The 23,702-nt window shown below is 63.2% G+C and carries 23 protein-coding genes; 16 read left to right on the top strand and 7 right to left on the bottom strand.

All coding sequences use genetic code 11. The annotated features are described in order from the left end of the window. Positions 1 to 34: 34 nt before the first annotated feature. Positions 35 to 1,024, bottom strand: coding sequence for a tripartite tricarboxylate transporter substrate binding protein (locus ACP15N_RS16010; protein ID WP_425093334.1), 990 nt, complete (start codon positions 1,022 to 1,024; stop codon positions 35 to 37). 194 nt (positions 1,025 to 1,218) lie between these two features. Here ACP15N_RS16010 and ACP15N_RS16005 point away from each other — a divergent pair, with 194 nt between their 5' ends. Next, positions 1,219 to 2,625, top strand: coding sequence for a helix-turn-helix domain-containing protein (locus ACP15N_RS16005; RefSeq protein ID WP_425093333.1), 1,407 nt, complete (start codon positions 1,219 to 1,221; stop codon positions 2,623 to 2,625). An 83-nt stretch (positions 2,626 to 2,708) separates the two neighbouring features. On the opposite strand, the gene panD is transcribed toward ACP15N_RS16005, so the two are convergent. Together panD and pepN are read right to left on the bottom strand one after the other, a co-directional pair. Continuing rightward, entirely contained in the window at positions 2,709 to 3,158 is a 450-nt protein-coding gene (gene panD / locus ACP15N_RS16000; protein WP_425093332.1) for an aspartate 1-decarboxylase, read from the bottom strand. Positions 3,159 to 3,272: 114 nt separating this feature from the next. Further along, the gene (gene pepN / locus ACP15N_RS15995; RefSeq protein ID WP_425093331.1) at positions 3,273 to 5,852 is read right to left on the bottom strand and encodes an aminopeptidase N; all 2,580 of its coding nucleotides are present in this window, start codon (positions 5,850 to 5,852) and stop codon (positions 3,273 to 3,275) included. 248 nt (positions 5,853 to 6,100) lie between these two features. On the opposite strand from pepN, the gene ACP15N_RS15990 reads away from it, so the two are divergent. The 8 genes from ACP15N_RS15990 (at position 6,101) to ACP15N_RS15955 (ending at position 14,226) form a co-directional block, all read left to right on the top strand. After that, positions 6,101 to 6,886, top strand: coding sequence for a VPLPA-CTERM sorting domain-containing protein (locus ACP15N_RS15990; protein ID WP_425093330.1), 786 nt, complete (start codon positions 6,101 to 6,103; stop codon positions 6,884 to 6,886). 125 nt (positions 6,887 to 7,011) lie between these two features. Next, entirely contained in the window at positions 7,012 to 8,553 is a 1,542-nt protein-coding gene (locus ACP15N_RS15985) for an FAD-binding domain-containing protein (protein ID WP_425093329.1), read from the top strand. Next, complete coding sequence (locus ACP15N_RS15980; RefSeq protein ID WP_425093328.1) at positions 8,553 to 8,723, top strand: DUF2256 domain-containing protein; 171 nt, start codon at positions 8,553 to 8,555, stop codon at positions 8,721 to 8,723. The genes ACP15N_RS15985 and ACP15N_RS15980 overlap by 1 nt, the downstream gene beginning before the upstream one ends. 147 nt (positions 8,724 to 8,870) lie before the next feature. Further along, positions 8,871 to 11,027 (top strand): malate synthase G, encoded by a 2,157-nt coding sequence (locus ACP15N_RS15975; RefSeq protein WP_425093327.1) that lies wholly within the window; start codon positions 8,871 to 8,873, stop codon positions 11,025 to 11,027. Positions 11,028 to 11,091: 64 nt separating this feature from the next. Next, positions 11,092 to 11,514: a GlcG/HbpS family heme-binding protein gene (locus ACP15N_RS15970; protein WP_425093326.1), complete on the top strand. Its 423-nt coding sequence runs from the start codon at positions 11,092 to 11,094 to the stop codon at positions 11,512 to 11,514. A gap of 104 nt (positions 11,515 to 11,618) precedes the next feature. Next, entirely contained in the window at positions 11,619 to 12,398 is a 780-nt protein-coding gene (locus ACP15N_RS15965; RefSeq protein ID WP_425093325.1) for a gamma-glutamyl-gamma-aminobutyrate hydrolase family protein, read from the top strand. 39 nt (positions 12,399 to 12,437) lie between these two features. Beyond that, a complete protein-coding gene (locus ACP15N_RS15960) occupies positions 12,438 to 13,121 on the top strand; it encodes a D-lyxose/D-mannose family sugar isomerase (RefSeq protein WP_425093324.1) in 684 nt (227 codons plus the stop codon). A gap of 130 nt (positions 13,122 to 13,251) precedes the next feature. After that, positions 13,252 to 14,226, top strand: coding sequence for a TylF/MycF/NovP-related O-methyltransferase (locus tag ACP15N_RS15955; RefSeq protein WP_425093323.1), 975 nt, complete (start codon positions 13,252 to 13,254; stop codon positions 14,224 to 14,226). Positions 14,227 to 14,274: 48 nt separating this feature from the next. Here the strand turns inward: ACP15N_RS15955 and kynU are convergent, their stop codons facing one another. Further along, complete coding sequence (gene kynU, locus ACP15N_RS15950; protein WP_425093322.1) at positions 14,275 to 15,459, bottom strand: kynureninase; 1,185 nt, start codon at positions 15,457 to 15,459, stop codon at positions 14,275 to 14,277. Positions 15,460 to 15,499: 40 nt separating this feature from the next. Next, complete coding sequence (locus ACP15N_RS15945; RefSeq protein ID WP_425093321.1) at positions 15,500 to 16,060, bottom strand: hypothetical protein; 561 nt, start codon at positions 16,058 to 16,060, stop codon at positions 15,500 to 15,502. Between the two features lie 118 nt (positions 16,061 to 16,178). Between ACP15N_RS15945 and ACP15N_RS15940 the strand changes: the two genes are divergently transcribed. The 6 genes from ACP15N_RS15940 (at position 16,179) to ACP15N_RS15915 (ending at position 22,138) form a co-directional block, all read left to right on the top strand. Next, on the top strand, positions 16,179 to 17,123 hold the full coding sequence (locus ACP15N_RS15940) for an MBL fold metallo-hydrolase (RefSeq protein ID WP_425093320.1): 945 nt from the start codon (positions 16,179 to 16,181) through the stop codon (positions 17,121 to 17,123). A gap of 180 nt (positions 17,124 to 17,303) precedes the next feature. After that, entirely contained in the window at positions 17,304 to 17,780 is a 477-nt protein-coding gene (locus ACP15N_RS15935; protein WP_425093319.1) for a methyltransferase family protein, read from the top strand. A 180-nt stretch (positions 17,781 to 17,960) separates the two neighbouring features. Further along, positions 17,961 to 19,532 carry a Re/Si-specific NAD(P)(+) transhydrogenase subunit alpha gene (locus tag ACP15N_RS15930; protein WP_425093318.1) on the top strand — a complete coding sequence of 524 codons (1,572 nt, stop codon included), beginning with the start codon at positions 17,961 to 17,963 and terminating at the stop codon, positions 19,530 to 19,532. A gap of 15 nt (positions 19,533 to 19,547) precedes the next feature. Further along, positions 19,548 to 21,044 (top strand): NAD(P)(+) transhydrogenase (Re/Si-specific) subunit beta, encoded by a 1,497-nt coding sequence (locus ACP15N_RS15925; protein ID WP_425093317.1) that lies wholly within the window; start codon positions 19,548 to 19,550, stop codon positions 21,042 to 21,044. Between the two features lie 123 nt (positions 21,045 to 21,167). Continuing rightward, positions 21,168 to 21,611, top strand: a complete 444-nt coding sequence (locus ACP15N_RS15920; protein ID WP_425093316.1) for a hypothetical protein — start codon at positions 21,168 to 21,170, stop codon at positions 21,609 to 21,611. 56 nt (positions 21,612 to 21,667) lie between these two features. After that, positions 21,668 to 22,138, top strand: a complete 471-nt coding sequence (locus tag ACP15N_RS15915) for a Dps family protein (RefSeq protein WP_425093315.1) — start codon at positions 21,668 to 21,670, stop codon at positions 22,136 to 22,138. 18 nt (positions 22,139 to 22,156) lie between these two features. Here ACP15N_RS15915 and ACP15N_RS15910 read toward each other — a convergent pair whose 3' ends face one another. Both ACP15N_RS15910 and hemP read right to left on the bottom strand, forming a co-directional pair. After that, complete coding sequence (locus ACP15N_RS15910; protein ID WP_425093314.1) at positions 22,157 to 22,402, bottom strand: DUF1289 domain-containing protein; 246 nt, start codon at positions 22,400 to 22,402, stop codon at positions 22,157 to 22,159. A 2-nt stretch (positions 22,403 to 22,404) separates the two neighbouring features. Further along, positions 22,405 to 22,581: a hemin uptake protein HemP gene (hemP, locus tag ACP15N_RS15905; RefSeq protein WP_425093313.1), complete on the bottom strand. Its 177-nt coding sequence runs from the start codon at positions 22,579 to 22,581 to the stop codon at positions 22,405 to 22,407. A gap of 122 nt (positions 22,582 to 22,703) precedes the next feature. Here hemP and dctP point away from each other — a divergent pair, with 122 nt between their 5' ends. Further along, positions 22,704 to 23,687: a TRAP transporter substrate-binding protein DctP gene (gene dctP / locus ACP15N_RS15900; RefSeq protein WP_425093312.1), complete on the top strand. Its 984-nt coding sequence runs from the start codon at positions 22,704 to 22,706 to the stop codon at positions 23,685 to 23,687. The last annotated feature ends 15 nt before the right edge of the window (positions 23,688 to 23,702 follow it).

Genomic DNA, 23,702 nt, shown 5'->3' with positions numbered 1-23,702 from the left:
CAGCCCGCCCCGGAAAGTCCCAAGCGGGGAGCGCTCAGGAACCTGATTCGCCTTCCATGTCCGAGAGGATTGCTGCGTGCAGGGCACGCTCCTCAAGGAAGTAGGCCTGCAATGCATCACCTGTCAGGAAATCGGGAACGAGGGCCTTTTCCGAGGTGTAGGTCTGCCATTCTTCGGACTGGCTGAGCTGTTCGAACATGGCGGTGTAATAGGCCACGGCCTCGGCCGGCATGTCCTTGGGACCAACGAAGGAGCGCTGCATCGTGTAAACGATGTCATGGCCCAGTTCGGTGGCGGTGGGCACGTCCGGGAACACGTCGATCCGGTCTGCAGTAAAGGCCGCGATCGGGCGGGACTTGCCAGCCTGCCAGAAGCCCATCTGCTCGGACGGGTTGTTCACGGTGCTGTCGATATGGCCGCCAACGAGGTTCTTGGCCACGGTGCCGCCCCCTTTGAAGGGCACGTAGGTGTGCTTGATGCCGAATTCCTTTTCCAGCATCGCGGTCACGAGGCTGTCTTCCTGACCGGTGCCGGTGCCGCCCATTTTCCAGGTGCCGCCAGCGGCCTTTACGGCCTCGACGTAGTCATCGAGCGTCTGGATGTCGCTGTCGGCGTTGACCCAGAGCACGAAGGTGTCGAGCGCCATGCGCGCGAGCGGTGTGAATTCCTCGATATCGACGCCGATATCGGTGCGGATTGGGGTGGTGTAGTAGGAGTTGAGCGTCGCCATGATCACATGCGCGTCGCCTTCCTTGTCCTTCAGATACCGCAGGGCTTCCGCGCCCGAGCCGCCGCCCTTGTTCACCGGCAGGACCGGCATGGAGGCAAGGTTCTCTTTTTGGATGATCGACTGGAACAGACGCGCAAGACGGTCCGCGCCTCCGCCCTGTCCGGCCATGATGACCATCTCGACAGGCTTGTTGGGCTGCCAGTCATCGCTGTCGGCAAGCGCCGGGGTCGCCAGCGATGCGGTGGCGGCAGCGGCGATGGCCATGGCGGCACGGCGGGTAAAGTTGAACGTCATTACGTATCCTCCCTGAATGACTTTCCTGACCCGGTGGGCGCGGTGGTGGGCCACGACTATCGGGGTGAGCGAGAACATGGGGCGGGATGTCGAGGAATTCACCTCAAAACGGGTTTGTGTGTTATGTGTCGTGACAACAAACAGATTTTCTGTAATGTTGTTAACTTCGGCGGTCGGGATCGGGGAGGATCGGGATGCGCAAGACACTCGTGGGGCCGCGTCTGCGCCAGTTGCGGCGGGACCGCAAACAGACGCAGGCAGAAATGGCGCGTGCGCTGAGTGTCAGCCCCGCTTACGTGAACCTGCTTGAGAACAATCAGCGCGCGCTGTCGGTGCAGATGCTGATGGCACTGACCGAAACCTACAACGTGGACTGGCGCGATCTGATCAAGGATGACAGCGCGGCACGGCTGACCGACCTGCGCTATGCGATGCAGGACCCGGTCTTTGACGACAAGGCGCCCGACCTGCAGGAATTGCGTGCCGCGCTGGACCATGCACCCGGCCTGGTCGACCGGTTCCTGCATCTGCATCACACCCATCGCACGACCATGGAGAAGGTCATGCGCATGGGGTCCGGCGGCGGGTTGCCGGATCTTGTCGCCTCGGTACCCGAAACGATCATTCATGATTTCTTCCGAAACCATTCCAACCATTTCGCGGAATTGGAGCACGCCGCCGAAACCGTCCGGCACGAAATGCCGGGGCGGGAGGACGATGTGTATGCGGATCTGAAGGACCGACTGGCGGCGCGCCACGGGATCGAGGTGCGGCTGGAGCGGATCCTCGATATGGGCAAGTCCCTGCGCATCTACGATGCGGAGCGGCGGATGCTGCGTTTGTCGGAGGCGCTGGACCATCCGAACCGGATATTCCAGTTGGCCCATGTGCTGGGACTGGTCGAATTCTCAACCGTTCTGGATGGGCTTGTGGCGGATGCCGGTCTGCGAGAGGAGGCGGGGCTGGCCCGCTGCCGGGTTGAGTTGGCGAATTACTTCGCGGCAGCCCTGTTGATGCCCTATGACAAGGTGCTCGATCTGGCCGAACGCACCGCCTATGACGTGGACCGGATCGCCGCCGCCTGTTCGGTCAGTTTCGAGCAGGTCTGCCATCGGTTGACGACGTTGCAGAGGGACGGGGCCAAGGGCGTGCCGTTCTTTTTCCTGCGCATCGACAAGGCCGGGAACGTGTCGAAGCGGTTCAACTCAACCTCGTTCCAATTGGCGGAGTATGGCGGGGCTTGTCCGGTCTGGAACATCCATGACACGTTCCGTTCGCCCGGGGTGATCCTGCCGCAGTTCGTGGAACTGCCGGACGGGGTGCAGTTCTTTACGATCTCACGCACGACGGACCGACCCGTTTACAGCCGCAGCACGCAGGAGCGCAGGCTGGCGGTGGCGCTGGGGTGCGAGATGAGCCATGCCGAGCGCATCGGGTACGCCAACCCCTACCGGTTCTCGGAAAAGGGTCTGTTTGCGAAGATCGGGATCAACTGCCAGCTTTGCCCACGTCAGAACTGCGGGCAACGCGCGCACCAGCCCTTGCATATGGAGTTGAAGCTGGACGCCAACCGGCGGGGCAATACGCGCTACGAAAGCTGACGCCGGGCATGGCGTTACGCGTGGTCTCTATGCGGGGCCGGCCCCGCGCACTCCCCGTGCCGCTTGCGGACTGGACCCGGGGGTCAGTGGCCCTTGGCGCGGTACGGGATGGGCTGGGGCGCTTCGTCCTTGAGGATGTCGAAGCTGATGCGCCCCTGCGCGTCGCGGCTGGCCTTGTAGGTCAGGATCTCGTCAACCTCGTTATCCGGCGTGAAGGTCAGCACGGTGGGCGCGATGTCGAACGCTGCCTCAGCCTCCAGAAAATCAGAGGAGGCGATGATAACCTGATCGCCGACCTGACAGGTGCGTGCGGCGGCGCCGTTCAGAACGCAGCAGCGCGAGCCCCGCGCGCCATAGATGACATAGGTGGAGATCCGCGCGCCGGAGGCCTTGTTCCAGATATCGACGAATTCCATCGGCAGGATGCCGGCGGCTTCCGCATGGTCGGGGTCCAGCGTGATCGAGCCGTGATAGTCCAGATCAGCCTCTGTCACGGTGATGCCGTGCAGTTTGGCGGCAACGAATTTCTTCATGGGGGCGGGCCCTTTCGCAACGTAGGCGCCTTCTAGCGCCGTTTCGAGGGCGACGGAAGGCGACCTTTTGACGGTATGTGCCGGGCCGCGCAATCGGAATGGTGGGCCGGGGGGTCAGGCGCGCAGGATACGGCCCACCATTTCCGTCGTGTCACGGGACAGGCCCGGCGTACCGGCGATCCGCTCCAGTTCGATCCGGATACGGGTTTGCCGGTTTTCGTCGTAGCGCCGCCAAGTCTCGAACGCGGTGGACATGCGGGCGGTGGTTTGCGGGTTGAGCGCGTCGAGCCGGATCAGCCAGTCGGCAAAGAGCGTATACCCGTCGCCCGACGGATCGTGGAACCCGGCAGGGTTCATCGCCAGCGCGCCGAGCGTGGAGCGGAAGCGGTTGGGATTCTTCCAGTCGAAATCCGCGTGCTCGGTCAGGCGTTTGCAGGTCGTGACTGCATCTTCTGGCGCGGCGAGCGAGACCTGGAGGGAGAACCACTTGTCCATCACCAGACGGTCCGCGGACCATTGCGCATAAAACGCATCAGTTGCGGCAGCCCCCTGACCGATGCCGAGCAGGCTTGAGAAGGCGCTGAGCTGCTCGGTCATGTTGTCCGCGGCGGCGAATTGCGCCTTGGCGCGCGCGCCACCGTCGCGTTCGGACAGAAGACGCAGGGCCGTGCTGCGCAGCGCGCGTTTTCCGGCGGCCTGCGCCTCGGGCGTGTAGGGTCCAGGCACCGCCATTGCATCGTAGAGCGGGTCCAGCACCGGCTCCATATGCGCGGCCACGGCGCGCAGCAGGGCGCGGCGGGTGGTGTGGATCGCCACGGGGTCCGGGGTCTGGTCGCCTTCGGCAAGGGTCTGGGCCAGATCATCCTCCGACGGTAGGGCCAGAGCGAGGGCGCGGAAGGCCGGGTCAAGCGTATCGTCGGTGGCAACCGCATGCAGGGCGTCGAGGTACGCCGCAGGCGCCTCCGAACCGTCGGTCAGCATCTTGATCAGCACGGTCTTGGACAAGGTGCGCCCGGCCTCGAACCGGTTGAACGGATCGCTGTCATGGGCAAAGCGGATCAGGCGGTCTTCGGTGCTGTCGGCGCGCGTCAGGACAATGGGGGCCGAAAACCCGCGATTGAGCGACGGGATGGGGCGCTCGGGCAGGTCGGTGAAGCGGAAGGATTGGGTGCGCTCTGTCAGCTCAAGCACCTGTTCGGGGATCAGTTCGCGCCCGTCGCGGGCCAGAAGCCCGGTGCGCAGGGGGATGACTTGCGGGTCCTTGTCGGCCTGGCCGGGCGTGCGGGGCGTCTCCTGCCGGAAGGTGAGCGTATAGGTGCCGCCCCCCTCTTTGGCCGACCAGGCTTCTGACACGTCGACGCGCGGGGTGCCCGCCTGCCGGTACCAGAGTGCGAACTGGTTCAGGTCCGTGCCGGTCGCATCTTCGAACACTTTGATCCAGTCCTCGATCGTGCAGGCCTGTCCATCATGGCGATCAAAATAGAGGTCGCAGCCCTTGCGGTACGCCTCCGGTCCGATGAGCGTACGCAGCATGCCGATCACCTCGGCGCCTTTTTCATAGACCGTTGCAGTGTAGAAGTTGTTGATTTCGATATAGCTTTCGGGGCGGACGGGGTGGGCGAGGGGGCCTGCATCCTCGCGGAACTGGCGGGCGCGGAGTTGCAGCACATCCTCGATCCGTTTGACCGCGTGGGAGCGCATGTCGCCCGAGAACTGCTGATCGCGGAAGACGGTCAGGCCCTCTTTCAGGCAGAGCTGGAACCAGTCGCGGCAGGTGATGCGGTTGCCGGTCCAGTTGTGGAAGTATTCGTGCGCGATGATCCCTTCGATCAGCTCGTAGTCGCGGTCTGTCGCGGTTTCCGGGCTGGCGAGCACGTATTTGGAGTTGAAGATGTTCAGCCCCTTGTTCTCCATCGCGCCCATGTTGAAATCGTCCACGGCGACGATCTGGAAGATGTCGAGGTCGTACTCACGACCGTACTCGGTTTCATCCCACCGCATGGAGCGTTTGAGCGCATCCATCGCGTAGGCGCATTTCCCCTCATCCCCCGGGCGGACCCAGATCTTGAGCGCAACATCGCGGCCCGATCGGGTTGTGAAGCTATCCTCGACAGCGACGAGTTCCCCGGCGACGAGGGCGAACAGGTAGGCCGGTTTCGGCCAGGGATCATGCCATGTGCCATCGCCAGTCGGGTTGCCGTTGGAGAGCAGCACCGGCGTCGAGCCGGACGGGTCGGCATGGATCGTTACATCAAAAGGCGCCATCACATCGGGGCGGTCGGGATACAGGGTGATCTTGCGGAACCCCTCGGCCTCGCACTGGGTGCAATACATCCCCTTTGACATGTAGAGCCCTTCGAGCGCGGTGTTCTCGGAGGGATTGATTTCTACCTCGGCGGTCCAGGTGAAGGGGCGGTCGGGCAGGCTGGCAGCAGGGACCGTCACACCGGTATCGTCGAGGGCCAGATCGAGCGGCACGTCATCAATGGCCGCAGAAACCAGTTTCAGGGCCTCTCCATCCAGTCGCAGGTCGGATTTCGGCCCCTTTGGCTCGAACCGGATTTCGGAACGCACGCGCGTGGCCTGCGGGGCCAGCCAGAAGGTCAGCCCGACATGCGCCACATGGAAGGGAAAGGGCGTGTAATCCCGAAGATGGATCGCTTGTGGGGTCTGCTGCGGGCTCGCGTCGCGCATGAATGCTCCTGTGGTTGATGCCAGCACCCTAAAGACGCGGTCCCCGCGCCACCAGCGTTTTCACATGCACAGAAATGCCTGATTTCGCGTTCTCGGGGCGGCGACGAGGGGTCCGTCGTCCCGGGGATCATGGTTATCACCCCGATTATGCGGTTGCGTTTCCGGGCTGGAACCAATGGAGAGGCGAAATTTGGCGTTTTCTGGGCGGTCAGGTACCTGTTGACCCCTTGGTGATGAAAGTGTGTGACATGAGTAAAGTAACGCTGGTGAGCGCGGTTTGCCTGTTTCTGAGTTGTCTGGCCGTGCAGGCGGCGACGATCGGCAGCCTGAGCGCGGAGCGGGTCCATATCGGCCACAACAAGGGCGGGTATGCGTTGACCGGGGCACTGTTTCAGACGCTTCGGTCGGATCTGGAGAGTGACGGACACACGGTGAAAGCCGGCACCCCGGAGGTGACGGCGAGTTATCTGTCGGACGTTGATCTGTTTTTCACCGGCTTGCCGCATCTGGACCAGAAATCCGCAGGTGCGGCGACGACGTTGGAGCAGGGCGCCCTGAAATCCTGGGTCATGGCGGGCGGCACGCTGATCGTGATCGGCGACGACATGGGGTTTGATGCCAACGTCAACACATGGCTGTCGCCCTTCGGGCTGACGCTTATGGATGCGCAGATCAGTGGGGGGACATGGACGTCGATGGCCGATCCGCTGATGACCGGCTCCCTTCTGGGGGCAACCTATTCGCAGAACAAGGGCGGGTATTACGCGGCGGATGGGTTCACCGCCTATGCGACCACCGATGGCAAGCCGAGCGTTGTCGGCTCCGTGTTCGGACAGGGCCGCATCTTTGCGTTCGCGGATGTGAACTCCTTCGGATCGAAACCGGGCGCGGATGAACGGCAGTTCGTGCGCAATGTGGCCGGGATGGCGGATGTGCCGCCTGTGCCCTTGCCTGCGGGGCTTTGGCTCCTGCTGAGCGGCATGGGCGGTTTGGCTGTTGCGCGCCGCAAGGGGCGCAGGCCGGAGCGCGCCTGAGCCGGGCACCCTCGCTGGCGCACATGGCGGCGCGGCAGTCGACAGATGTTTGCGGCGTTCTGCGGTGGGTCGGTTGTAGGCAACGCGCCTGTTGACCTGCCCCGGCGGCTGGCTAGGTCAGGCGCATGGAGGCGACCACCCTATATTGGCTCAAGCGCGACTTGCGGGTTGAGGATAATCCAGCCCTGACGCTTGCCGCGGCGCGCGGACGGTCTGTAATTCCGGTCTACATCGCTGAACCGGACGGGTGGGCACAGCCTGACGCCTCCGCCCGGCAATGGGACTTCGTGGCGGAATGCCTGCACGATGTGGCAGGCGATTTCGCACGTCTTGGGGTGCCTTTGGTGGTGCGGGTCGGAGAGGCCGTTTCCGTTCTGTCCGACCTGTGTGCGTCCCATGCGGTCGCCGAGATCATCAGCCATGAGGAGACCGGCAACGGCTGGAGTTACGCGCGCGACCGGGCGGTTGCGGCCTGGGCGCGGGGGTCTGGCGTTGCGTGGACGCAGGTTCCGCAGATCGGTGTTGTGCGACGCTTGGCATCCCGTGACGGCTGGGCCGGTTTGCGCGATGCAGCGATTGCGCGTCCGCAGGACGCCGTTCCACAGGGGCTGCGCGGCGTGTCGGCGCCCTCGGACCCGGTACCGACCGCAGCCGCGCTAGGCTTGGCACCCGATCCGTGCCCGGATCGTCAGCGCGGGGGGCGGGCCGCTGCGCTGCACCTTCTGGGCGGTTTTCTCACCGAACGGGGCCAGGATTATCGCCGCGCGATGTCATCGCCGCTTGCAGGGGAAACCGCGTGCTCGCGGCTGTCGCCGCATCTGGCCTTCGGCACGTTGTCGGTGCGGGAGGCAGCACAGGCCGGGGCGGCCCGCAAAGCGGAAACCAAAGGTGCGCGCGATGGCTGGGCGGCGGCGATGAAGTCGTTCGAGGCGCGGCTGGCGTGGCGCGATCATTTTACCCAGAAGCTGGAGGATGAACCGGCACTGGAAGTCCAGTGCCTGCATCCGGCCTACGAAGGCCTCCGCCCGCGTGACGGCGATGCAGCGCGCTTTGCGGCGTGGGCCGATGGGCAGACGGGTTTGCCGTTCGTCGATGCCTGCATGCGATACCTGACACAGACTGGCTGGCTGAATTTCCGGATGCGGTCGATGCTGGTGGCGGTGGCGTCGTACCACCTGTGGCTCGACTGGCGGCAGACCGGGCCCGTGCTTGCGCGGCGGTTCACCGATTACGAACCCGGCATCCACTGGAGCCAGATGCAGATGCAATCGGGGACGACCGGTATGAACACGGTGCGGATCTACAACCCGGTCAAGCAAGGGCACGATCAGGACCCGACAGGCGCCTTCACGCGCCGCTGGGTGCCGGAACTGGCCGACGTGCCCGACGCGCACCTGCAGGAGCCGTGGCTGTGGGAGGGGGCGGGCCGCGTGCTGGACCGGATCTATCCAGCGCCGATCGTCGATATCAAAGCAGCCGCAGCGGCCGCGCGCGACCGGGTCTGGGCCGTGCGCCGCGCGCCCGGGTTCGCGGAGGTTGCCGCGCGGGTCATCGACAAGCACGCAAGCCGCAAGGACCGCGCGGGCCGGTTCGTCAATGACCGCGCGCCGCGCGCACGCGGGCGGCGGAAGGCCAGCGATACGCGCCAGATGAGCCTCGACCTCTGATGGCCAAGATGCGCCGCAAATCCGACCTGCCGAGCAAGACCTGTGCCGCCTGCGGGCTGTCCTTTACGTGGCGCAAGAAGTGGGCACGCGATTGGGAGCAGGTGAAATATTGTTCCGAGCGGTGCCGCAAAACCGGGCGCGGGTCGGGTCAATCCTCCTCCCGGGGGTAACTTTGTTGCAGTCGGGCCGGGTTTTGGTCGGAATTTGAGACCAATTTCGCGATCTGCTGTTGCCTATCGGAAACCTTTTCCATAATCGCTGTGCGCAGTGGTATACCGCCCGCGCGTGCGGGCGCGGAACAAATCGGGGAGGCCGTCATGGACAGGCTGGATCGGAGCGGGTTGCAGGTTGCGCAGCCGTTGGTGGAGTTCATCGAGACGCAGGCGTTGCCGGGCACCGATGTCAGTGCGGAGACATTCTGGGCGGGCTTTGCCAAACTGGTGGCGGACAAGACCCCGACAAACCGGGCGCTGCTGGACAGACGTGATGATTTGCAGGCCACGATTGACGCATGGCACCGGGACAATCGCGACCGCCCCCATGACCACGAGGCGTACAAACAATTACTCTATGACATCGGCTACATGGTGCCCGAGGGCGATCATTTCGAGATAGAGACGACCAACACCGATCCGGAGTTCGCCTCGGTTCCCGGGCCACAGCTCGTGGTGCCGATAACCAATGCGCGTTATGCACTGAACGCGGCGAATGCGCGGTGGGGGTCGCTCTATGATGCGCTATATGGCACGGATGCAATGGGCTCGCTGCCGCCCGCGGGCGGGTATGAACGCGGTCGGGGTGGCAGGGTCGTCGCCCGCGCACGGTCTTTTCTGGACGAGGCGTTCCCGGTCAAGGGCAAGAGCCATTCGGACGTGCGCCGCTACCACGTCAAGGACGGCGTGCTGCTGGCCGATGACCTGCCGCTGGAGGATCCGTCGAAATTCGCCGGGTTCCGTGGCAAGGCGATGGCGCCGGATGCGGTGCTGCTGGTCAACAACGGGCTGCATGTGGAACTGGTTTTCGACCGCGCGCATCCCATCGGCGCACGTGATCAGGCCGGGCTTGCAGATGTACGGATGGAGGCCGCGGTCAGCGCGATCATGGATTGCGAAGACTCGGTCGCGTGCGTGGATGCCGAAGACAAGGTGCAGGCCTATTCGAACTGGTTAGGCCTGATGCGCGGCGATCTGGAGGAAAGCTTCGAAAAGGGCGGCAAGACGATCACGCGCGCGCTCAATCCCGACCGTGTTTATACCGCCCCCGATGGCACTGATTTGACCGTCAAGGGGCGCGCGTTGCTGCTGGTGCGCAATGTCGGGCATCTGATGACCAACCCCGCGATCCTCGATGCCGAGGGGCAGGAGGTCTACGAGGGACTGATGGACGCGATGATCACCACGCTCATCGCGATGCACGATCTGAAACGGGATGGTGGCAACTCGGTCAAGGGGTCGGTTTATGTTGTGAAACCCAAGATGCACGGTCCCGACGAGGTTGCCTTCGCCGATGACACCTTCACGGCGGTGGAGGCCGCACTCGGTCTGCCGCAGAATACCGTCAAGATCGGCATCATGGACGAAGAGCGCCGCACCTCCGTCAACCTCAAGGAGTGTATTCGCGCGGCGAAATCGCGGGTGGCGTTCATCAACACGGGGTTCCTCGACCGGACAGGCGACGAGATTCACACCTCGATGGAGGCGGGGCCATTCAGCCGCAAGGATTTCATCAAGCGCAAGGGCTGGATCAGCGCCTACGAGAACCGCAATGTCGATATCGGTCTGGAATGCGGGCTGTCCGGCAAGGCGCAGATCGGCAAGGGCATGTGGGCCGCCCCAGACAAGATGGCCGATATGCTGGACACCAAGATCGAGCATCCGCGCGCCGGGGCGAATTGCGCCTGGGTGCCAAGCCCGACCGCGGCGACGCTCCACGCGCTGCATTATCATCGCTGCGATGTGTTTGCCGTGCAGGCCAAATTGAAGGCCGGCGGGCGGCGCGCGCATGTGGACGGCTTGCTGGAGATCCCGCTCGCATCCTTCCGCAAATGGACCGATGCGCAAATCAATCGTGAAGTCGAAAACAACGCTCAGGGCATCCTCGGGTATGTCGTGCGCTGGATCGATCAGGGTGTTGGGTGTTCCAAGGTGCCGGACATCAATGATGTCGGCCTGATGGAGGATCGTGCGACCTGCCGGATCAGCTCGCAGCACATCGCGAACTGGCTGCACCACGATATCGTTTCAGAAGATCAGGTCATGGACACGATGCGCCGGATGGCAGAGGTCGTCGATCGCCAGAACGCCGAGGATCCGGTCTACGTGCCTATGGCGCCGGGGTTTGACGGTGTTGCGTTCCAGGCGGCCTGCGATCTGGTGTTCAAAGGGCATGAACTGCCCTCGGGCTATACTGAACCGGTGCTTCATGCGCGGCGGCTTGAGCTGAAGGAAAAGCTGCGCGCGCAAGCCGCGGCCTGACCCCCCAAGAAACACATCCAGCGGGAGGGTTCCGGCCCACCCGCGCCATACCGAGGAAACAGCAATGATCAATATTCGCAAGGCGCGGACCATCATCAAGGGCACGCTTGCCAAGGGCCATGAGATGGAACTCAACCCCCTGACGGTCGCCGTGCTGGACGCGGGCGGTCATCTGATCGCGATGGAACGTGAGGATGGCGCAAGCCCCGGCCGGTTCGAGATCGCGCGCGGCAAGGCGTACGGCTGCATCATGCTCGGCCTGCCGGGCTCGGCGCTGAACGCACGCGCGGAGGCGCAGGGGTATTTCATGGCAGCCATGAACGGCGCGTTCGACGGCAAGGTGGTGCCGGTGCAGGGCGGGGTTCTGGTCAAGGACAAACGCGGTGCGATCGTCGGCGCGGTCGGTGTCACGGGCGACACCTCCGAAAACGATGCGGCGGCAGCTCTGGCCGGGATCGAGAAAGCGGGTTTGATCGGCGTTTCCTGAGTTGTGCGCAAACGGCGAGGGGCCTGCGCGCAAGGGTCTCTCGACCGTGTCGGGTTCGCTGGGTATATACGACATGTTAACGACACTCACCCAGTAAGGTTTGCATGGCACGGCCCGTCGTCGGAATCATCGGAAACTCGTACCTGATCAACGATGAGTATCCCGCCCACGCGGCGGGGCTGTCGAACTCCTGCGCTGTGGCCTCTGTGGTAGGCGGAACCCCGATGATCGTGCCGTCTGACCCAAGCCTCGTGTCCGTCGACGATCTGCTGGAGGTGTGCGACGGGTTCATCCTGCCCGGTGCGCGCGCCAACGTGCATCCGGAGGAGTACGGCCATCAGCCCACCGACAAGCATGGCACGTTCGACCGCGCACGTGACAGTGTCACGCTGCCCCTGATCCGCGCCTGTGTGGAGCGTGGCCAGCCGTTTCTGGGCCTGTGCCGCGGGTTTCAGGAGGTGAATGTGGCCATGGGGGGCACGCTGCACCCCGAAATTCGCGAGATACCTGGCCGTTTCAACCACCGGATGCCCCCCGATGGCACGCTGGAGGAGAAGTTCGAAATCCGTCAGCGCGTCACCCTGAGCGAAGGCGGCCCGTTCGCGCGGGTTCTGGGCGCGACGGAGGTGATGACCAACACCCTGCACGGGCAGGGGATCGAGACGCCGGGACCGCGTGTGGTGGTTGACGGGTATGCCGATGACGGCACCCCCGAGGCGATCTATATCGCCGATGCGCCCGGCTTCACCCTATCGGTACAGTGGCACCCCGAATGGAATGCCGAGAACGATCCCGTTTCGCGCCCGCTGTTCACCGCCTTTGGCGAGGCTGTGCGTGCCTGGTCCGAAGGTCGCCGCCCGCACGCGGTAGCGCTATCAGCGTGAATCGGCTAAGCCTTCCCCGACCGGGACAGGAGGGCCGAAATGAAACGATCCGAGATCAACGAGATCCTGCGCGAGGGGGCTGCGTTTATCGCACAGCACGGATTCGTCCTGCCGCCGTTTGCGTTCTGGTCCCCGCAGGAGTTTGCGGCGCACCGCCCGGCCATCGGCCCGCTGCTGGAGGCGCGGCTGGGATGGGACATCACCGATTACGGACAGGGGCGATTTGCCGATCTGGGCCTGTTCCTGTTCACCGTGCGCAACGGGCGGCAGGCCGACCTGAAGGCGGGCGGCGGGATGTGTTATGCGGAAAAGATCATGATCTCGCGCCAGAACCAGATCAGTCCGATGCACCGGCACTACCTGAAGGCCGAGGATATCATCAATCGCGGCGGCGCGACGCTCGCGATCGAGCTCTTCGGCGCGGCGGAGGATGGCAGCTTTGACGCAAACGCGGGCGGCGTCGTGTATTGCGACGGCGTGCGGCGCGCGTTTTCGGCGGGCGAAGTGCTGCACCTGGCCCCCGGAGAAAGCGTGACCCTGATGCCGGGTGACTGGCACGCGTTCTGGGGCGAGGGGGGCGACGTTTTGATCGGCGAGGTGTCGACCGTGAACGATGATGAGACCGACAACTGGTTCCGCGATCCGATCGGCCGCTTCCCGGAGATCGAGGAAGACGAGGCGCCCCTGCACCTGCTGGCGCCAGACTATGCACGGATCGCCTAGCGCGTGCGGTTGGACAAGCAGGTCGACGGGTCAGTGCACGCGCCTTGCTTCGTGCCTGGCCAGAAACCTGCTGGGCAACCCGGAAAAATAGGATAGAGGCTGCAGCGCAAGCCAACGGAGAAGTCGGGACATGTTCAAACGCGCAAAAGCGTCCATTGCGAAACTCAAACAGTCCATGGCGCGACAGGAAGAGCATCTTGCCGCCCAAACTGACGCCCTGCACCGGATTGCCGCCCATCTTGGCGACCCGGCGCTTGGCCCGGGGGGGCATCGCGCAGGCGTACCGGACGATTTTGATCCAGCCATGTATCTTGCGCTGAATAGGGATGTCGCCGCCGCGAAGGTCGATGCGACACACCATTTTCTGAATGTCGGCGAGAACGAAAACCGCCATTACCGCCCGAATTACATGCAGGACGGGTTGATCACGATCCACAACACCAGTTTTCAAGACGACCCGGCCTTTCAGGATGCCTATGCGCGGGGTGTGAAAGCGACTGGCGGGCAAGACTACAATTGGCACTGGCGCGTGCATGTCGGGCTTTGGGCGGCCCGCTGTGCGGTCAAGTTGCCCGGTGATTTCGTCGAGTGTGGCGTGAACAAGGGGTTCTTGAGTTCCTCGATCATGCACGATTTGAAGTGGAACGACCTGGACAGGACGTTCTGGCTGCTCGACACCTTTGCCGGTATCGACACAACCGGGGTCAGTTCAGAGAAGAATGACCCCGGTGCCGAGGATCGAAATCGCAAACACTTTGAAAGCGGCCTGTATACGGACGATGTTAGCGCCGTTCGCGAGAATTTTGCGGAATGGAAGAATGTCCAGATCGTCGTTGGCGCTGTTCCGGGCACACTCGACAAGATTACGAGCGAACAGATCGCCTTTGCCAGTATTGATATGAACACAGCGCCTCCGGAGATTGCGGCGATGGAGTTTCTATGGTCGCGTCTGGTCCCGGGGGCGATGGTCGTTCTGGATGACTTCAACTATCGCGGCTACGAGGCTCAGCACGTCGCGATGACAGATTTCGCCAAGGCGCGGAATACATCCGTTTTGTCGCTTCCGACGGGACAAGGTTTGCTCGTGCGTCCGCCGAATGACTGATCCAGCGCGCGCGGAGGCTGCTACGTGCAGTGGTGGTGCTGCGCGGGATCAGGTTACGGCTTTGCGGCGCCTGTAGGCCGGATCGTCCCAGAGACGGTTCGCGATGATGTGCGCGAAGGCTTCGATGGCGGTGTCAATATCGGCTTGGGTGTTGTAGAGCGGCGCGATGCCGAACCGCAGGATGTCCGGGGCGCGGAAATCGCCGATCACGCCCTGGCTGATCAGGGCCTGTACCAGTGCGTAGCCGTCGGGATGCGTGAATGAAATCTGGCTGCCGCGCGCCTCCGGGGCCCGTGGTGTGAGGCGTCTCAGGTCGGGACAGGCGCGCTGGAACCCCGCGGCCAGGCGGTCCGCCAGCGCGCAGGCCCGCGCGTGGAGGTCGCTGATATCCACAGTGTCGAACACGTCCAACGCAGCCTCCAGCGCGGCCATTTGCAGGACCGGCGGCGTTCCGACGCGGAACCGCGCAACGCCGGGCGCCGGCGCAAAGGCCGGGTCGAACGCGAACGGGGCAGCGTGCCCGAGCCACCCGGCAAGAACTGGTGCAATGTCACCCGAGACATCCGGTCGGGCGTAGAGGAATGCAGGCGCGCCGGGCCCGCCATTGAGGTACTTGTACGTGCAGCCTGCCGCGAACTCTGCACCGCACGCGGTCAGATCGACCGGCACGGCCCCGGTCGAGTGCGCAAGGTCCCATATCACGACCGCGCCCGCATCGTGAGCGGCGCGGGTCAGACGGGCCATATCGTGACGGCGGCCAGTGCGATAATCCACCTCCGTCAACATCAGCACGGCGACATGCGGGCCGAGCGCGGCCTCAACGTCCTGTGGGGCCACCGTGCACAGGGAATGGGGCTGACCCAGCGTGCTGATCAGCCCCTGCGCCACGTAAAGGTCAGATGGAAAGTTCCCCGTATCCGACAGGATCATGTGTCTGTCAGGGCGTAGGCTCAGGGCTGCGGCAAGGCATTGGAACATGCGGATCGACAGCGTTTCGCCCACGACGACGCTGCCCGTGGCCGCACCGATCAGTGGCGCGATCCGGTCGCCGAGACGGGCGGGCTGGTCCATCCATCCGACCTCGTTCCAACCGCCGATCAGCTGCGTGCCCCACTCGTCGGTCACTGTGCGTGCGACGCGGTCACGGGCGGCCTTCGGCAACGGTCCGAGCGAATTGCCGTCCAGATACGTCACCCCGTCGGGCAGATCGAAAAGCGCACGTGTCCTGGTCATGTCCGATGCATCGCGCAGCACGGGGCGGGACGCAAGCGCCTCAGGTCGGGGCGAGCCGCCATTCGGTGCATGCGACCGGAAAGACCCCGCGCCTCGTGGATGTACCGATCAGGCCCGCGGTCCTTGCGCGGTCGAGACAGACGTCTTGAAGGACTTGAAGATCGGTATTGAGCGTGCTGGCGATGACCCGGTGGGTCTGGCCCGCGCGTGTCTTGATCTGCAGGGTCCGCGCGCCGTGGCTGGCGCGCTCGAACCGCAACACCGCGATATCGACCCACGGCAGGAAAACCGGACGCTTGGCAAGGCTGAGAGGCGGGCGGTCCAGCAAGCGGATGCCGCGATCCTCGATCGATAGGGCGGGGCCGGGGTTACGCAGGCGCGCGACCATCCACCCCAAGCCAGCGGCCATGAAAACGCCGAAGATCACCGTCATGGCGAACAGGAAAAGCGCCATAGGCGGCAAGGGGTCTTTGCCGCCCGCGTCGAGCCCGAATACGAAGGTCAGCGCGGCGCCGGCCAGCAGGATCAGGACGACCGGAATGCAGGCAAGCGTCAGCCAGAACAGGTATCTGCGGTCGGGATATATGGTTAACGGGGCCATCATACGCGTCCTCGGTTGGCAGCTTGCCGGGCGAATATGGCGACACGATGGCCGGGCGCGCGATTGAACTGGACATTACATTCAAAAAGAGGAATGTATTGATCAGGAGGAGACATCCATGCGTATTTCCCTTGCGGCACTGATGCTTGCTGCGGTTCCGGCCCTGGCCAGCGAAGACATCCCCGACCAGTACCCCCAAAGTCCGCTTTACTCAAAACCGGTGGAGGTGATCCCGCATGTCTGGTCCGCCATAGGGGCCACCGCGCCGCCGACCTATGAGAATGCAGGTCACAACAACAATCTGAGCTTTCTGGTGACCGGGGCGGGTGTTGTCGTGATCAACGGGGGGGCTTCGGCGCAACTGGCCGAGGCACTCCATGCCGAGATCAAGACCGTGACCGACCAGCCGGTGGTACTGGTGATCAATGAAAACGGGCAGGGCCACGCGATGCTTGGTAATTCGTACTGGGTGGATCAGGGGGTGGAGATTCTGGCTCATGTAGATGCGGCGGCGGAGTTCGCGGAGTATGGCCCGCAGATCCTGGAGGTGATGCGTCGGTATAACCGGGACCGTGCCGAAGGAACGCGGTTGGTCGCCCCCACCCGCACGTTCGAGGAGCGGGAGGTGATCGAACTGGGCGAAATGCGCATCGAGGTGCTGTATCTGGGCCCGGCACACAGCCCGGGCGACACGCAGGTCTGGCTGCCCGAGCAGCAACTGGTGATCGCAGGAGACATGGCGTTTCACGAGCGTATGCCGCCGATCTTCGGCGATACGGTGACCGCCGATTGGGTGGAGACCTGGGAGACCGCATTCGAACCCCTGGGGGCGGTCTACGTGATCCCCGGGCATGGGCATCCGACAAACATGGCGCAGGTGCGGCGCTATACGCATGATTACCTCGTTTACCTGCGCGGCCAGATACGCGCTCATATCGACGCGGGCGGGGATCTGACCGAGGCCTATTACGTGGACCAGAGCCCATACGCGCATCTCGACACGTTCGAGGAATTGGCCACGAAAAACGCGGGCCGGGTCTATGAGGAGATGGAGTGGGAGTGACCCCGAGGCGGTTTTGCCCGGTTTCAGACCGCGAAGACCCATCTTGGCAGGCATGGCAACTGCGCGCATCTTGACGCAGGTACCGCACGGCGCGACGGGGCAGGTGGGGTGCGCGCGACAGTCCTTGCGCTACCGCCGGAGGTCCGGCAGGACTGCGCGGACCCAAGAAGGAGACCGCGAATGCCAAACCCGCGCGGAGGGCTTAGCCTGTTTCAGATGATCGACCTGCCGCCGGTCTGGTTGTTGGCGTTTCTGGGGCTGGGCAAGGCGCAGGCGACGTATTTCGCGATGGGGCCGCTTCCGGGCGGTGTCATTGGGCTGCTGGCTGCGGTCCTGATCGGGGGCGGAGTGATCCTGATCCTGCTTGCGGTCATGGAATTTCGCAGGAATTCCACAACGATAGTGCCGCATCGGGAGGCAGAAGCCTTGATCGTTTCGGGCATTTTCAAGAGGACGAGAAACCCGATCTACCTTGCCGATCTGATGCTTCTGGCCGGGTTTTTGATCCATTGGGGTGCGTGGTTGTCGCTGGCCCTCGTGCCGATCCTGATGTGGGTTCTTGAGCGCCGGTTCATCATTCCCGAGGAAAACCGCCTGCGCCGCAAGTTCCGCGCGGCCTACGCAAAGTACGAACAAAAGACAAGGCGGTGGGTATAGCGACAGAAGTCGCGGTATACGAGCGTATGCAATTTATGCAATGAAAGCTATGCGTTACGCGCAGGGGTGGCATCTTCACCGGTGGCGCTAACACCCGGTTGCGGCAGGCTAAATCCGTCTGTTAAGAGGCGCGGTGAAGGTTAAAGGCCCGCCTGGGCTGACTAGGGGAAAGGACAGCATGTGAAGATCGGGTCACCGAAGGAAGTATTTTCTGGCGAGAACCGGGTCGCGATGACGCCCGAGTCTGCGGTTCAGTTACAGAAGCTTGGCTATGAGTGCGTTATCGAGACCGGGGCCGGCGCGGCTGCCGGGTTTTCGGATGCGGCGTACCAGGAAAAGGGAGTTGAAGTCGTCAAGACGGCAGCGGCCCTGTTCAAGGCGGCGGATATCGTTGCAAAGGTGCGCCCGCCAAGCGAGGCGGAAGCCAAGCGCCTGCGCAGGGGGCAACTGCTGATCAGCTTCTTCTATCCTGCCGCCAACGAGGCGCTGATGGAATTGGCCCGCGACAAGGGCGCCAGCGTGATCGCGATGGACATGGTGCCGCGGATTTCCCGCGCGCAGAAGATGGACGCGCTGAGCTCGATGGCCAATATCGCGGGTTATCGCGCCGTGATCGAGGCGGGCAACAACTTCGGCCGGTTCTTCACCGGTCAGGTGACGGCCGCTGGCAAGGTACCGCCCGCCAAGGTTCTGGTTGTGGGCGCCGGTGTGGCTGGTCTGGCCGCGATCGGGACCTCGACCTCGCTCGGGGCGATCACCTACGCCTTCGACGTGCGCCCGGAAGTGGCCGAACAGGTCGAATCCATGGGTGCCGAGTTCGTCTTCCTCGACTTCGAAGAAGAGCAGCAGGACGGCGCGGCAACCGGGGGCTATGCGGCTGTATCCTCGCCGGAATTTGCGGCGGCCCAGTTGGCCAAGTTCCGCGAGCTGGCTCCCGACATGGACATCGTGATCACCACGGCGCTGATCCCGAACCGCGAAGCGCCGGAGCTTTGGACCAAGGATATGGTCGAAAGCATGAAGCCGGGCTCGGTCATCGTCGACCTCGCGGCTGAGCGGGGCGGCAACTGCAAGCTGACGGTGAAGGACGAGAAGATCGTCACCGACAATGGTGTCACGATCATCGGCTACACGGACTTCCCCAGCCGTATGGCGGCCCAGTCCTCGACGCTTTATTCGACCAACATTCGTCACATGATGACAGACCTGACCCCTGAAAAGGACGGTGTGGTCAATCACAACATGGAAGACGACGTGATCCGCGGGGCGACCATCACCCATGCGGGTGAGATCACCTTCCCGCCGCCGCCGCCAAAGGTGGCTGCGATCGCGGCGCAGAAGAAAGAGCCGATCAAGGAGAAGACCCCCGAAGAGATCCGCGCCGAGGAGGTTGCGGCCTTCAAGGCGCAGACCAAGCAGCAGGTCACACTGCTGGCGATCGGTGCGGCGCTGGTGCTGGGGGTCGGCCTGATTGCGCCGGCCAGCTTCATGCAGCACTTCATCGTGTTCGTGCTGTCGGTGTTCATCGGGTTCCAGGTCATCTGGGGTGTGGCGCACAGTCTGCACACGCCGCTGATGGCGGTGACCAATGCGATCTCGTCGATCATCATCCTGGGCGCGCTGATCCAGATCGGGTCGAGTTCGCTTCTGATCACGTTGCTGGCCGCGGCGGGTATCTTCATGGCGTCGATCAACATCTTCGGCGGCTTCCTCGTGACACGGCGCATGCTCGCCATGTTCCAGAAATCCTAAAGGGGACAGCGAGTTATGGAATTCGGATTTACGATTGCGGCCTATGCGGTTGCAGCAGTTCTGTTCATCCTGTCACTTGGCGGACTGAGCGGACAGGAAAGCGCGAAACGCGCGGTATGGTACGGCATCGTCGGTATGGCCATCGCCGTTCTGGCGACGCTGATCGGCCCCGGGAAGGGGCTTGCGGTTGCGTCCATCGTTCTGATCGCCCTCGGGGCAGCGGTGGGTTACCAACTGGCCACCAAGGTCCAGATGACCCAGATGCCGGAGCTTGTGGCGATCATGCACAGCCTCGTCGGTCTGGCGGCAGTGTTCGTGGGTTTCAACGCAGACCTGATGATCAACCAGATGGCCGCGCTCTACGAGGCGAACGGCCAGGTGCTGGGCGCTGTGGGCCCCGATGGCTACACCGCCATCGGCCTGCCGAAAGAAATCACCGACGGTCTGTCGTCCTTTGGTCAGCTGATCGCCAAGAAATCCGGTGTTGAGATCGGCATCCTGCGGGTCGAACTGGTGCTGGGTATCTGGATCGGGGCTGTGACGTTCACGGGTTCGGTCATCGCGTATGGCAAGCTCGCGGGCAAGGTCGACACCGGGGCCAAGCAGCTTCCGGGTGGGCATATGCTCAACGCGGCGGCGGCGGCGGGCTCGGTCCTGCTGATGATCGCCTACATGAGCGGCGCAGGCAGCTGGACGCTGGTGCTGCTGACGCTTCTGGCATTGTTCATCGGCTATCACCTGATCATGGGCATCGGTGGTGCGGACATGCCTGTCGTTGTCTCGATGCTCAACAGCTACTCGGGCTGGGCGGCGGCGGCGATCGGTTTCAGCCTCGGCAACGATCTGCTGATCGTGGTCGGCGCACTGGTCGGCTCGTCCGGCGCGATCCTGTCCTACATCATGTGCAAGGCGATGAACCGTGCGTTCGTCAGCGTGATCCTTGGCGGCTTCGGCGGCGCATCGGGGCCACAAATGGCGGTCGAGGGCGAGCAGGTGGCGATCGATGCCGACGGCGTCGCATCCGCGCTTAACGAGGCCGATAGCGTCATCATCATTCCGGGCTACGGCATGGCCGTGGCGCAGGCCCAGCAGGCCGTGTCGGAACTGGTGCGCAAGCTGCGTGCCAAGGGCAAGAATGTCCGGTTCGCGATCCATCCGGTTGCCGGGCGCCTGCCTGGCCACATGAACGTGCTGCTGGCAGAGGCCAAGGTGCCGTATGACATCGTGATGGAGATGGACGAGATCAACGAGGACTTCCCGGACACTGACGTGGCCATCGTGATCGGCTCGAACGACATCGTGAACCCCGCCGCGCAAGAGGACCCGAACTCCCCCATTGCGGGGATGCCGGTCCTGGAATGCTGGAAAGCCAAGCAGGTCTTTGTCTCCAAGCGCGGGCAGGGCACGGGGTACTCGGGCATCGAGAACCCGCTTTTCTACAAGGAAAACACCCGCATGTTCTATGGGGACGCAAAAGCAAGCCTCGACGCGCTGCTCCCGAAAATCGACTGATCTGCAGCATATGACATTCAAGAGCCCCGCCTCACCGGCGGGGCTTTTTTTGATGTGTGGCAGTTCGGCACTGGCGCGCGCGCGGGTTCTCGACTATTTTGATCGGGAAATGGAGTCGCGCGCATGACGCTTGTTGCCTTGCATCGGGATCAGGATCTCTCCGAGGTTCGCGGAGGCCCGCGGGAAGTGGCCGGCTATGCTGGCACGCCTGAGCAACTGGGCGTGCTGCGTACCGCGCTGCGTCGGACGCGCGCGGCCTCGGCCATACTTGTCAATGCGCAGGTCATGTCCGACCTCAGCGGGGTGCCGGCGCTGGATGCGCTGTGTATCCGGCTCGGGATGCTTCTGGGACGACCGCTGCGCAGTTTTTCCGCGGGTACCCTCGTTGCGAGTTTCGATGAGGCGTGGTTGCTGAGCCTGTTTGACGCTGCCGCGCGTGATGACGCGATGAGCTACGGATTTCTCTTGAGAACCCGACTAAAACGCTCGGATGCGTCCGAAGTGCACTTTCTGGTTTGCCGGGCGCAATCTGCCCTAGACACGTCGAGTGTAACGCCTAGTCTCTAAGGCCACAGCAAGCCAACGCCAGCTGTCCAACCTTACAATTCAGACAGGAGACGGCGATGACACAACCCGCAGCCGACCTTTCATCCGACGCGCAATCCGCGATCGCTCAGGCGCTGACGCAATCCGTGGCGGAGACCGCGGTGACAACCATGCTTGCGCAAAATTTTCACTGGAACGTCAAGGGCATGGCCTTTGCGCCGCTGCATGAGCTGTTCCAGCAGATTTACGAAGACCATTTTCAGGCTCAGGACGATCTGTCCGAGAGGGTCAAGGCGCTTGGCGCACATGCCGAAGGGCGCCTGGCGGAGATGCTGAAGATGTCCAAGATCGGGGAAAGCGACGGGCATCTGTCGGCAACCGATATGATCAAGGCGATGTTGGCCGCCCAACAGACGCTGGCAGCCACTGTGGCGGGCGCAGGTGCGCTGGCCGCCGAGCACGGCGACACGCTGACAGAGGATCTGTGCATCGCGCGGGGGCAAACCCACGAGAAATTCGCGTGGTTCCTGCAAGCGCATCTGGACTGACGCGCCGCCGCCCGGGGCTTACATCGCGGGCGGTTGCACCCCCTTCTTCTTGCACTTTCTCGCATAGGCCAAGGGCCAGGCGGTGAACTTGCCCATACGGTGCTGCTGCGCGATCAGCAACTCGACAAAAGCCTGCAACTGCGCAGGCTTTTTCGCTTTCTTCATGAGGGATTTTTGCGGTTTGGTCATGGAACACGCAATGCAGTGCCCCTCACGCTTGAATTTGCAGACCCCGATACACGGGGACGGAAGTTTTTTGGCCATGGCTATTTTGTCAGGATCAGCTTGTTGTTGCGGGTGATCTTCAATGTGTAGGTCTGGGTATCCAGAACCAGCAGGGCCTTGCCGTCCGGATCGACCAGGGACCGCGCGTCATACGCCGGGGTGGTCGGCGTGCAGGGGGGCGCAGTTGGCGCGGGCGTGGGCTTGGGTCGAACCGTCATACGCGATTACTGACAAAAACAATCGGAAATAGCAAGCGCTGTCTTGTTGCCCTTGCGGAATTCCACCTGAAAGCTAAGGTTTGCGCGGACCCGGAGATAACCTGGGCGTTTGGGAGGAAAACATGATCAAGACACTAGCACTCGGTGCGGTATTGGCCGCATCGGTTTCCGGGGCAGCCGTTGCGCAGGAGAAAATGCGCATTTCTTTGCAGCTGCCGTTGACGAGCCATCTGGGCGAAAACCTTGTCCTGTTCGAAAAAGAGGTTGAAGAGCGCACTGGCGGCGCGATTGACGTGGAAATCTACGACAGCGCAACGCTCTATCGCGACAAGGAAGTGCCGCAGGCCGTCGGCTCCGGCGCGATCGAGGCGGGCGTCGCCTCATTGACGCGTTACGTGGGCGATGCGCCCGCGGTGGACGTGTTCTACATGCCGTTCCTGTTCAATACCGAGGAAAAGATCCGCGCCGCCGTCGCCGAAGGCAGCCCCGTTCGGACCGCTCTGGAAGAAGAGGTCGCCAAGACAGGGGGACAGATCCTCTACTGGCAAGCCTATGGTGGCGCGATCATGCTGTCGAAGGGCGACCCGATCCGCACCCCCGCGGATCTGGAGGGAAAGAAGGTTCGCGTGTTCGGCAAGACGCTCGGGGATTTTGTGACGGCCGCTGGCGGCGCGCCAACGCTGATTTCCGGATCTGAGCAATACCTCGCCTACCAGCGTGGTACGGTGGATGTGGGCATGACCGGTGTGTCCGGGGTCAAATCCCGCAAACTCTGGGAGGTGATGGATACGATCACTGTCACCAACCATGCCTCGATCGAATTCGTGGTGGTGGTGAACTCCGACTGGTGGGCCGGACTGGACGCCGAAACCCAAGGCCATATCGAGGCCGCCGCGAAAGTCGCACAGGATGATGTCCGCGACCGTATGGCCCAGATCGAAGCGGATGCCTATGCCGCCGCCGAAGAAAACGGCATGACCGTCGTCCAGCTGTACGAAGCGGATCTGGATGCGTGGAAAGCCGTCGCACAGCCGGTCTACGACTCCTACGTCGAGGCAGCAGGCGAAGTGGGTCAGCGCATTCTCGACGCGGTCGGCGACGACTGATCGACGGCAGGCGCG

The organism is Tropicimonas sp. S265A (genome assembly GCF_049800835.1).
GTDB lineage: Bacteria > Pseudomonadota > Alphaproteobacteria > Rhodobacterales > Rhodobacteraceae > Dinoroseobacter.
The sequence above is the reverse complement of the archived record's forward strand: the minus strand, read 5'-3'. Positions and strand labels throughout refer to the sequence as shown.

What these genes read in the sequence shown, in the direction of transcription:
- ACP15N_RS16005 (WP_425093333.1), top strand. Translation starts at nt 1,219, where the DNA reads ATGCGCAAGACACTCGTGGGGCCGCGTCTGCGCCAGTTGCGGCGGGAC.
- ACP15N_RS15990 (WP_425093330.1), top strand. Translation starts at nt 6,101, where the DNA reads ATGAGTAAAGTAACGCTGGTGAGCGCGGTTTGCCTGTTTCTGAGTTGT.
- ACP15N_RS15970 (WP_425093326.1), top strand. Translation starts at nt 11,092, where the DNA reads ATGATCAATATTCGCAAGGCGCGGACCATCATCAAGGGCACGCTTGCC.
- ACP15N_RS15910 (WP_425093314.1), bottom strand. Translation starts at nt 22,402, where the DNA reads ATGGCCAAAAAACTTCCGTCCCCGTGTATCGGGGTCTGCAAATTCAAG.
- ACP15N_RS15940 (WP_425093320.1), top strand. Translation starts at nt 16,179, where the DNA reads ATGCGTATTTCCCTTGCGGCACTGATGCTTGCTGCGGTTCCGGCCCTG.
- pepN (WP_425093331.1), bottom strand. Translation starts at nt 5,852, where the DNA reads ATGCGCGACGCGAGCCCGCAGCAGACCCCACAAGCGATCCATCTTCGG.
- kynU (WP_425093322.1), bottom strand. Translation starts at nt 15,459, where the DNA reads ATGACCAGGACACGTGCGCTTTTCGATCTGCCCGACGGGGTGACGTAT.
- dctP (WP_425093312.1), top strand. Translation starts at nt 22,704, where the DNA reads ATGATCAAGACACTAGCACTCGGTGCGGTATTGGCCGCATCGGTTTCC.
- ACP15N_RS15920 (WP_425093316.1), top strand. Translation starts at nt 21,168, where the DNA reads ATGACGCTTGTTGCCTTGCATCGGGATCAGGATCTCTCCGAGGTTCGC.
- ACP15N_RS15945 (WP_425093321.1), bottom strand. Translation starts at nt 16,060, where the DNA reads ATGGCCCCGTTAACCATATATCCCGACCGCAGATACCTGTTCTGGCTG.
- panD (WP_425093332.1), bottom strand. Translation starts at nt 3,158, where the DNA reads ATGAAGAAATTCGTTGCCGCCAAACTGCACGGCATCACCGTGACAGAG.
- ACP15N_RS15960 (WP_425093324.1), top strand. Translation starts at nt 12,438, where the DNA reads ATGAAACGATCCGAGATCAACGAGATCCTGCGCGAGGGGGCTGCGTTT.
- ACP15N_RS16010 (WP_425093334.1), bottom strand. Translation starts at nt 1,024, where the DNA reads ATGACGTTCAACTTTACCCGCCGTGCCGCCATGGCCATCGCCGCTGCC.
- ACP15N_RS15925 (WP_425093317.1), top strand. Translation starts at nt 19,548, where the DNA reads ATGGAATTCGGATTTACGATTGCGGCCTATGCGGTTGCAGCAGTTCTG.
- ACP15N_RS15980 (WP_425093328.1), top strand. Translation starts at nt 8,553, where the DNA reads ATGGCCAAGATGCGCCGCAAATCCGACCTGCCGAGCAAGACCTGTGCC.
- ACP15N_RS15985 (WP_425093329.1), top strand. Translation starts at nt 7,012, where the DNA reads ATGGAGGCGACCACCCTATATTGGCTCAAGCGCGACTTGCGGGTTGAG.
- ACP15N_RS15935 (WP_425093319.1), top strand. Translation starts at nt 17,304, where the DNA reads ATGCCAAACCCGCGCGGAGGGCTTAGCCTGTTTCAGATGATCGACCTG.
- hemP (WP_425093313.1), bottom strand. Translation starts at nt 22,581, where the DNA reads ATGACGGTTCGACCCAAGCCCACGCCCGCGCCAACTGCGCCCCCCTGC.
- ACP15N_RS15975 (WP_425093327.1), top strand. Translation starts at nt 8,871, where the DNA reads ATGGACAGGCTGGATCGGAGCGGGTTGCAGGTTGCGCAGCCGTTGGTG.
- ACP15N_RS15915 (WP_425093315.1), top strand. Translation starts at nt 21,668, where the DNA reads ATGACACAACCCGCAGCCGACCTTTCATCCGACGCGCAATCCGCGATC.
- ACP15N_RS15965 (WP_425093325.1), top strand. Translation starts at nt 11,619, where the DNA reads ATGGCACGGCCCGTCGTCGGAATCATCGGAAACTCGTACCTGATCAAC.
- ACP15N_RS15955 (WP_425093323.1), top strand. Translation starts at nt 13,252, where the DNA reads ATGTTCAAACGCGCAAAAGCGTCCATTGCGAAACTCAAACAGTCCATG.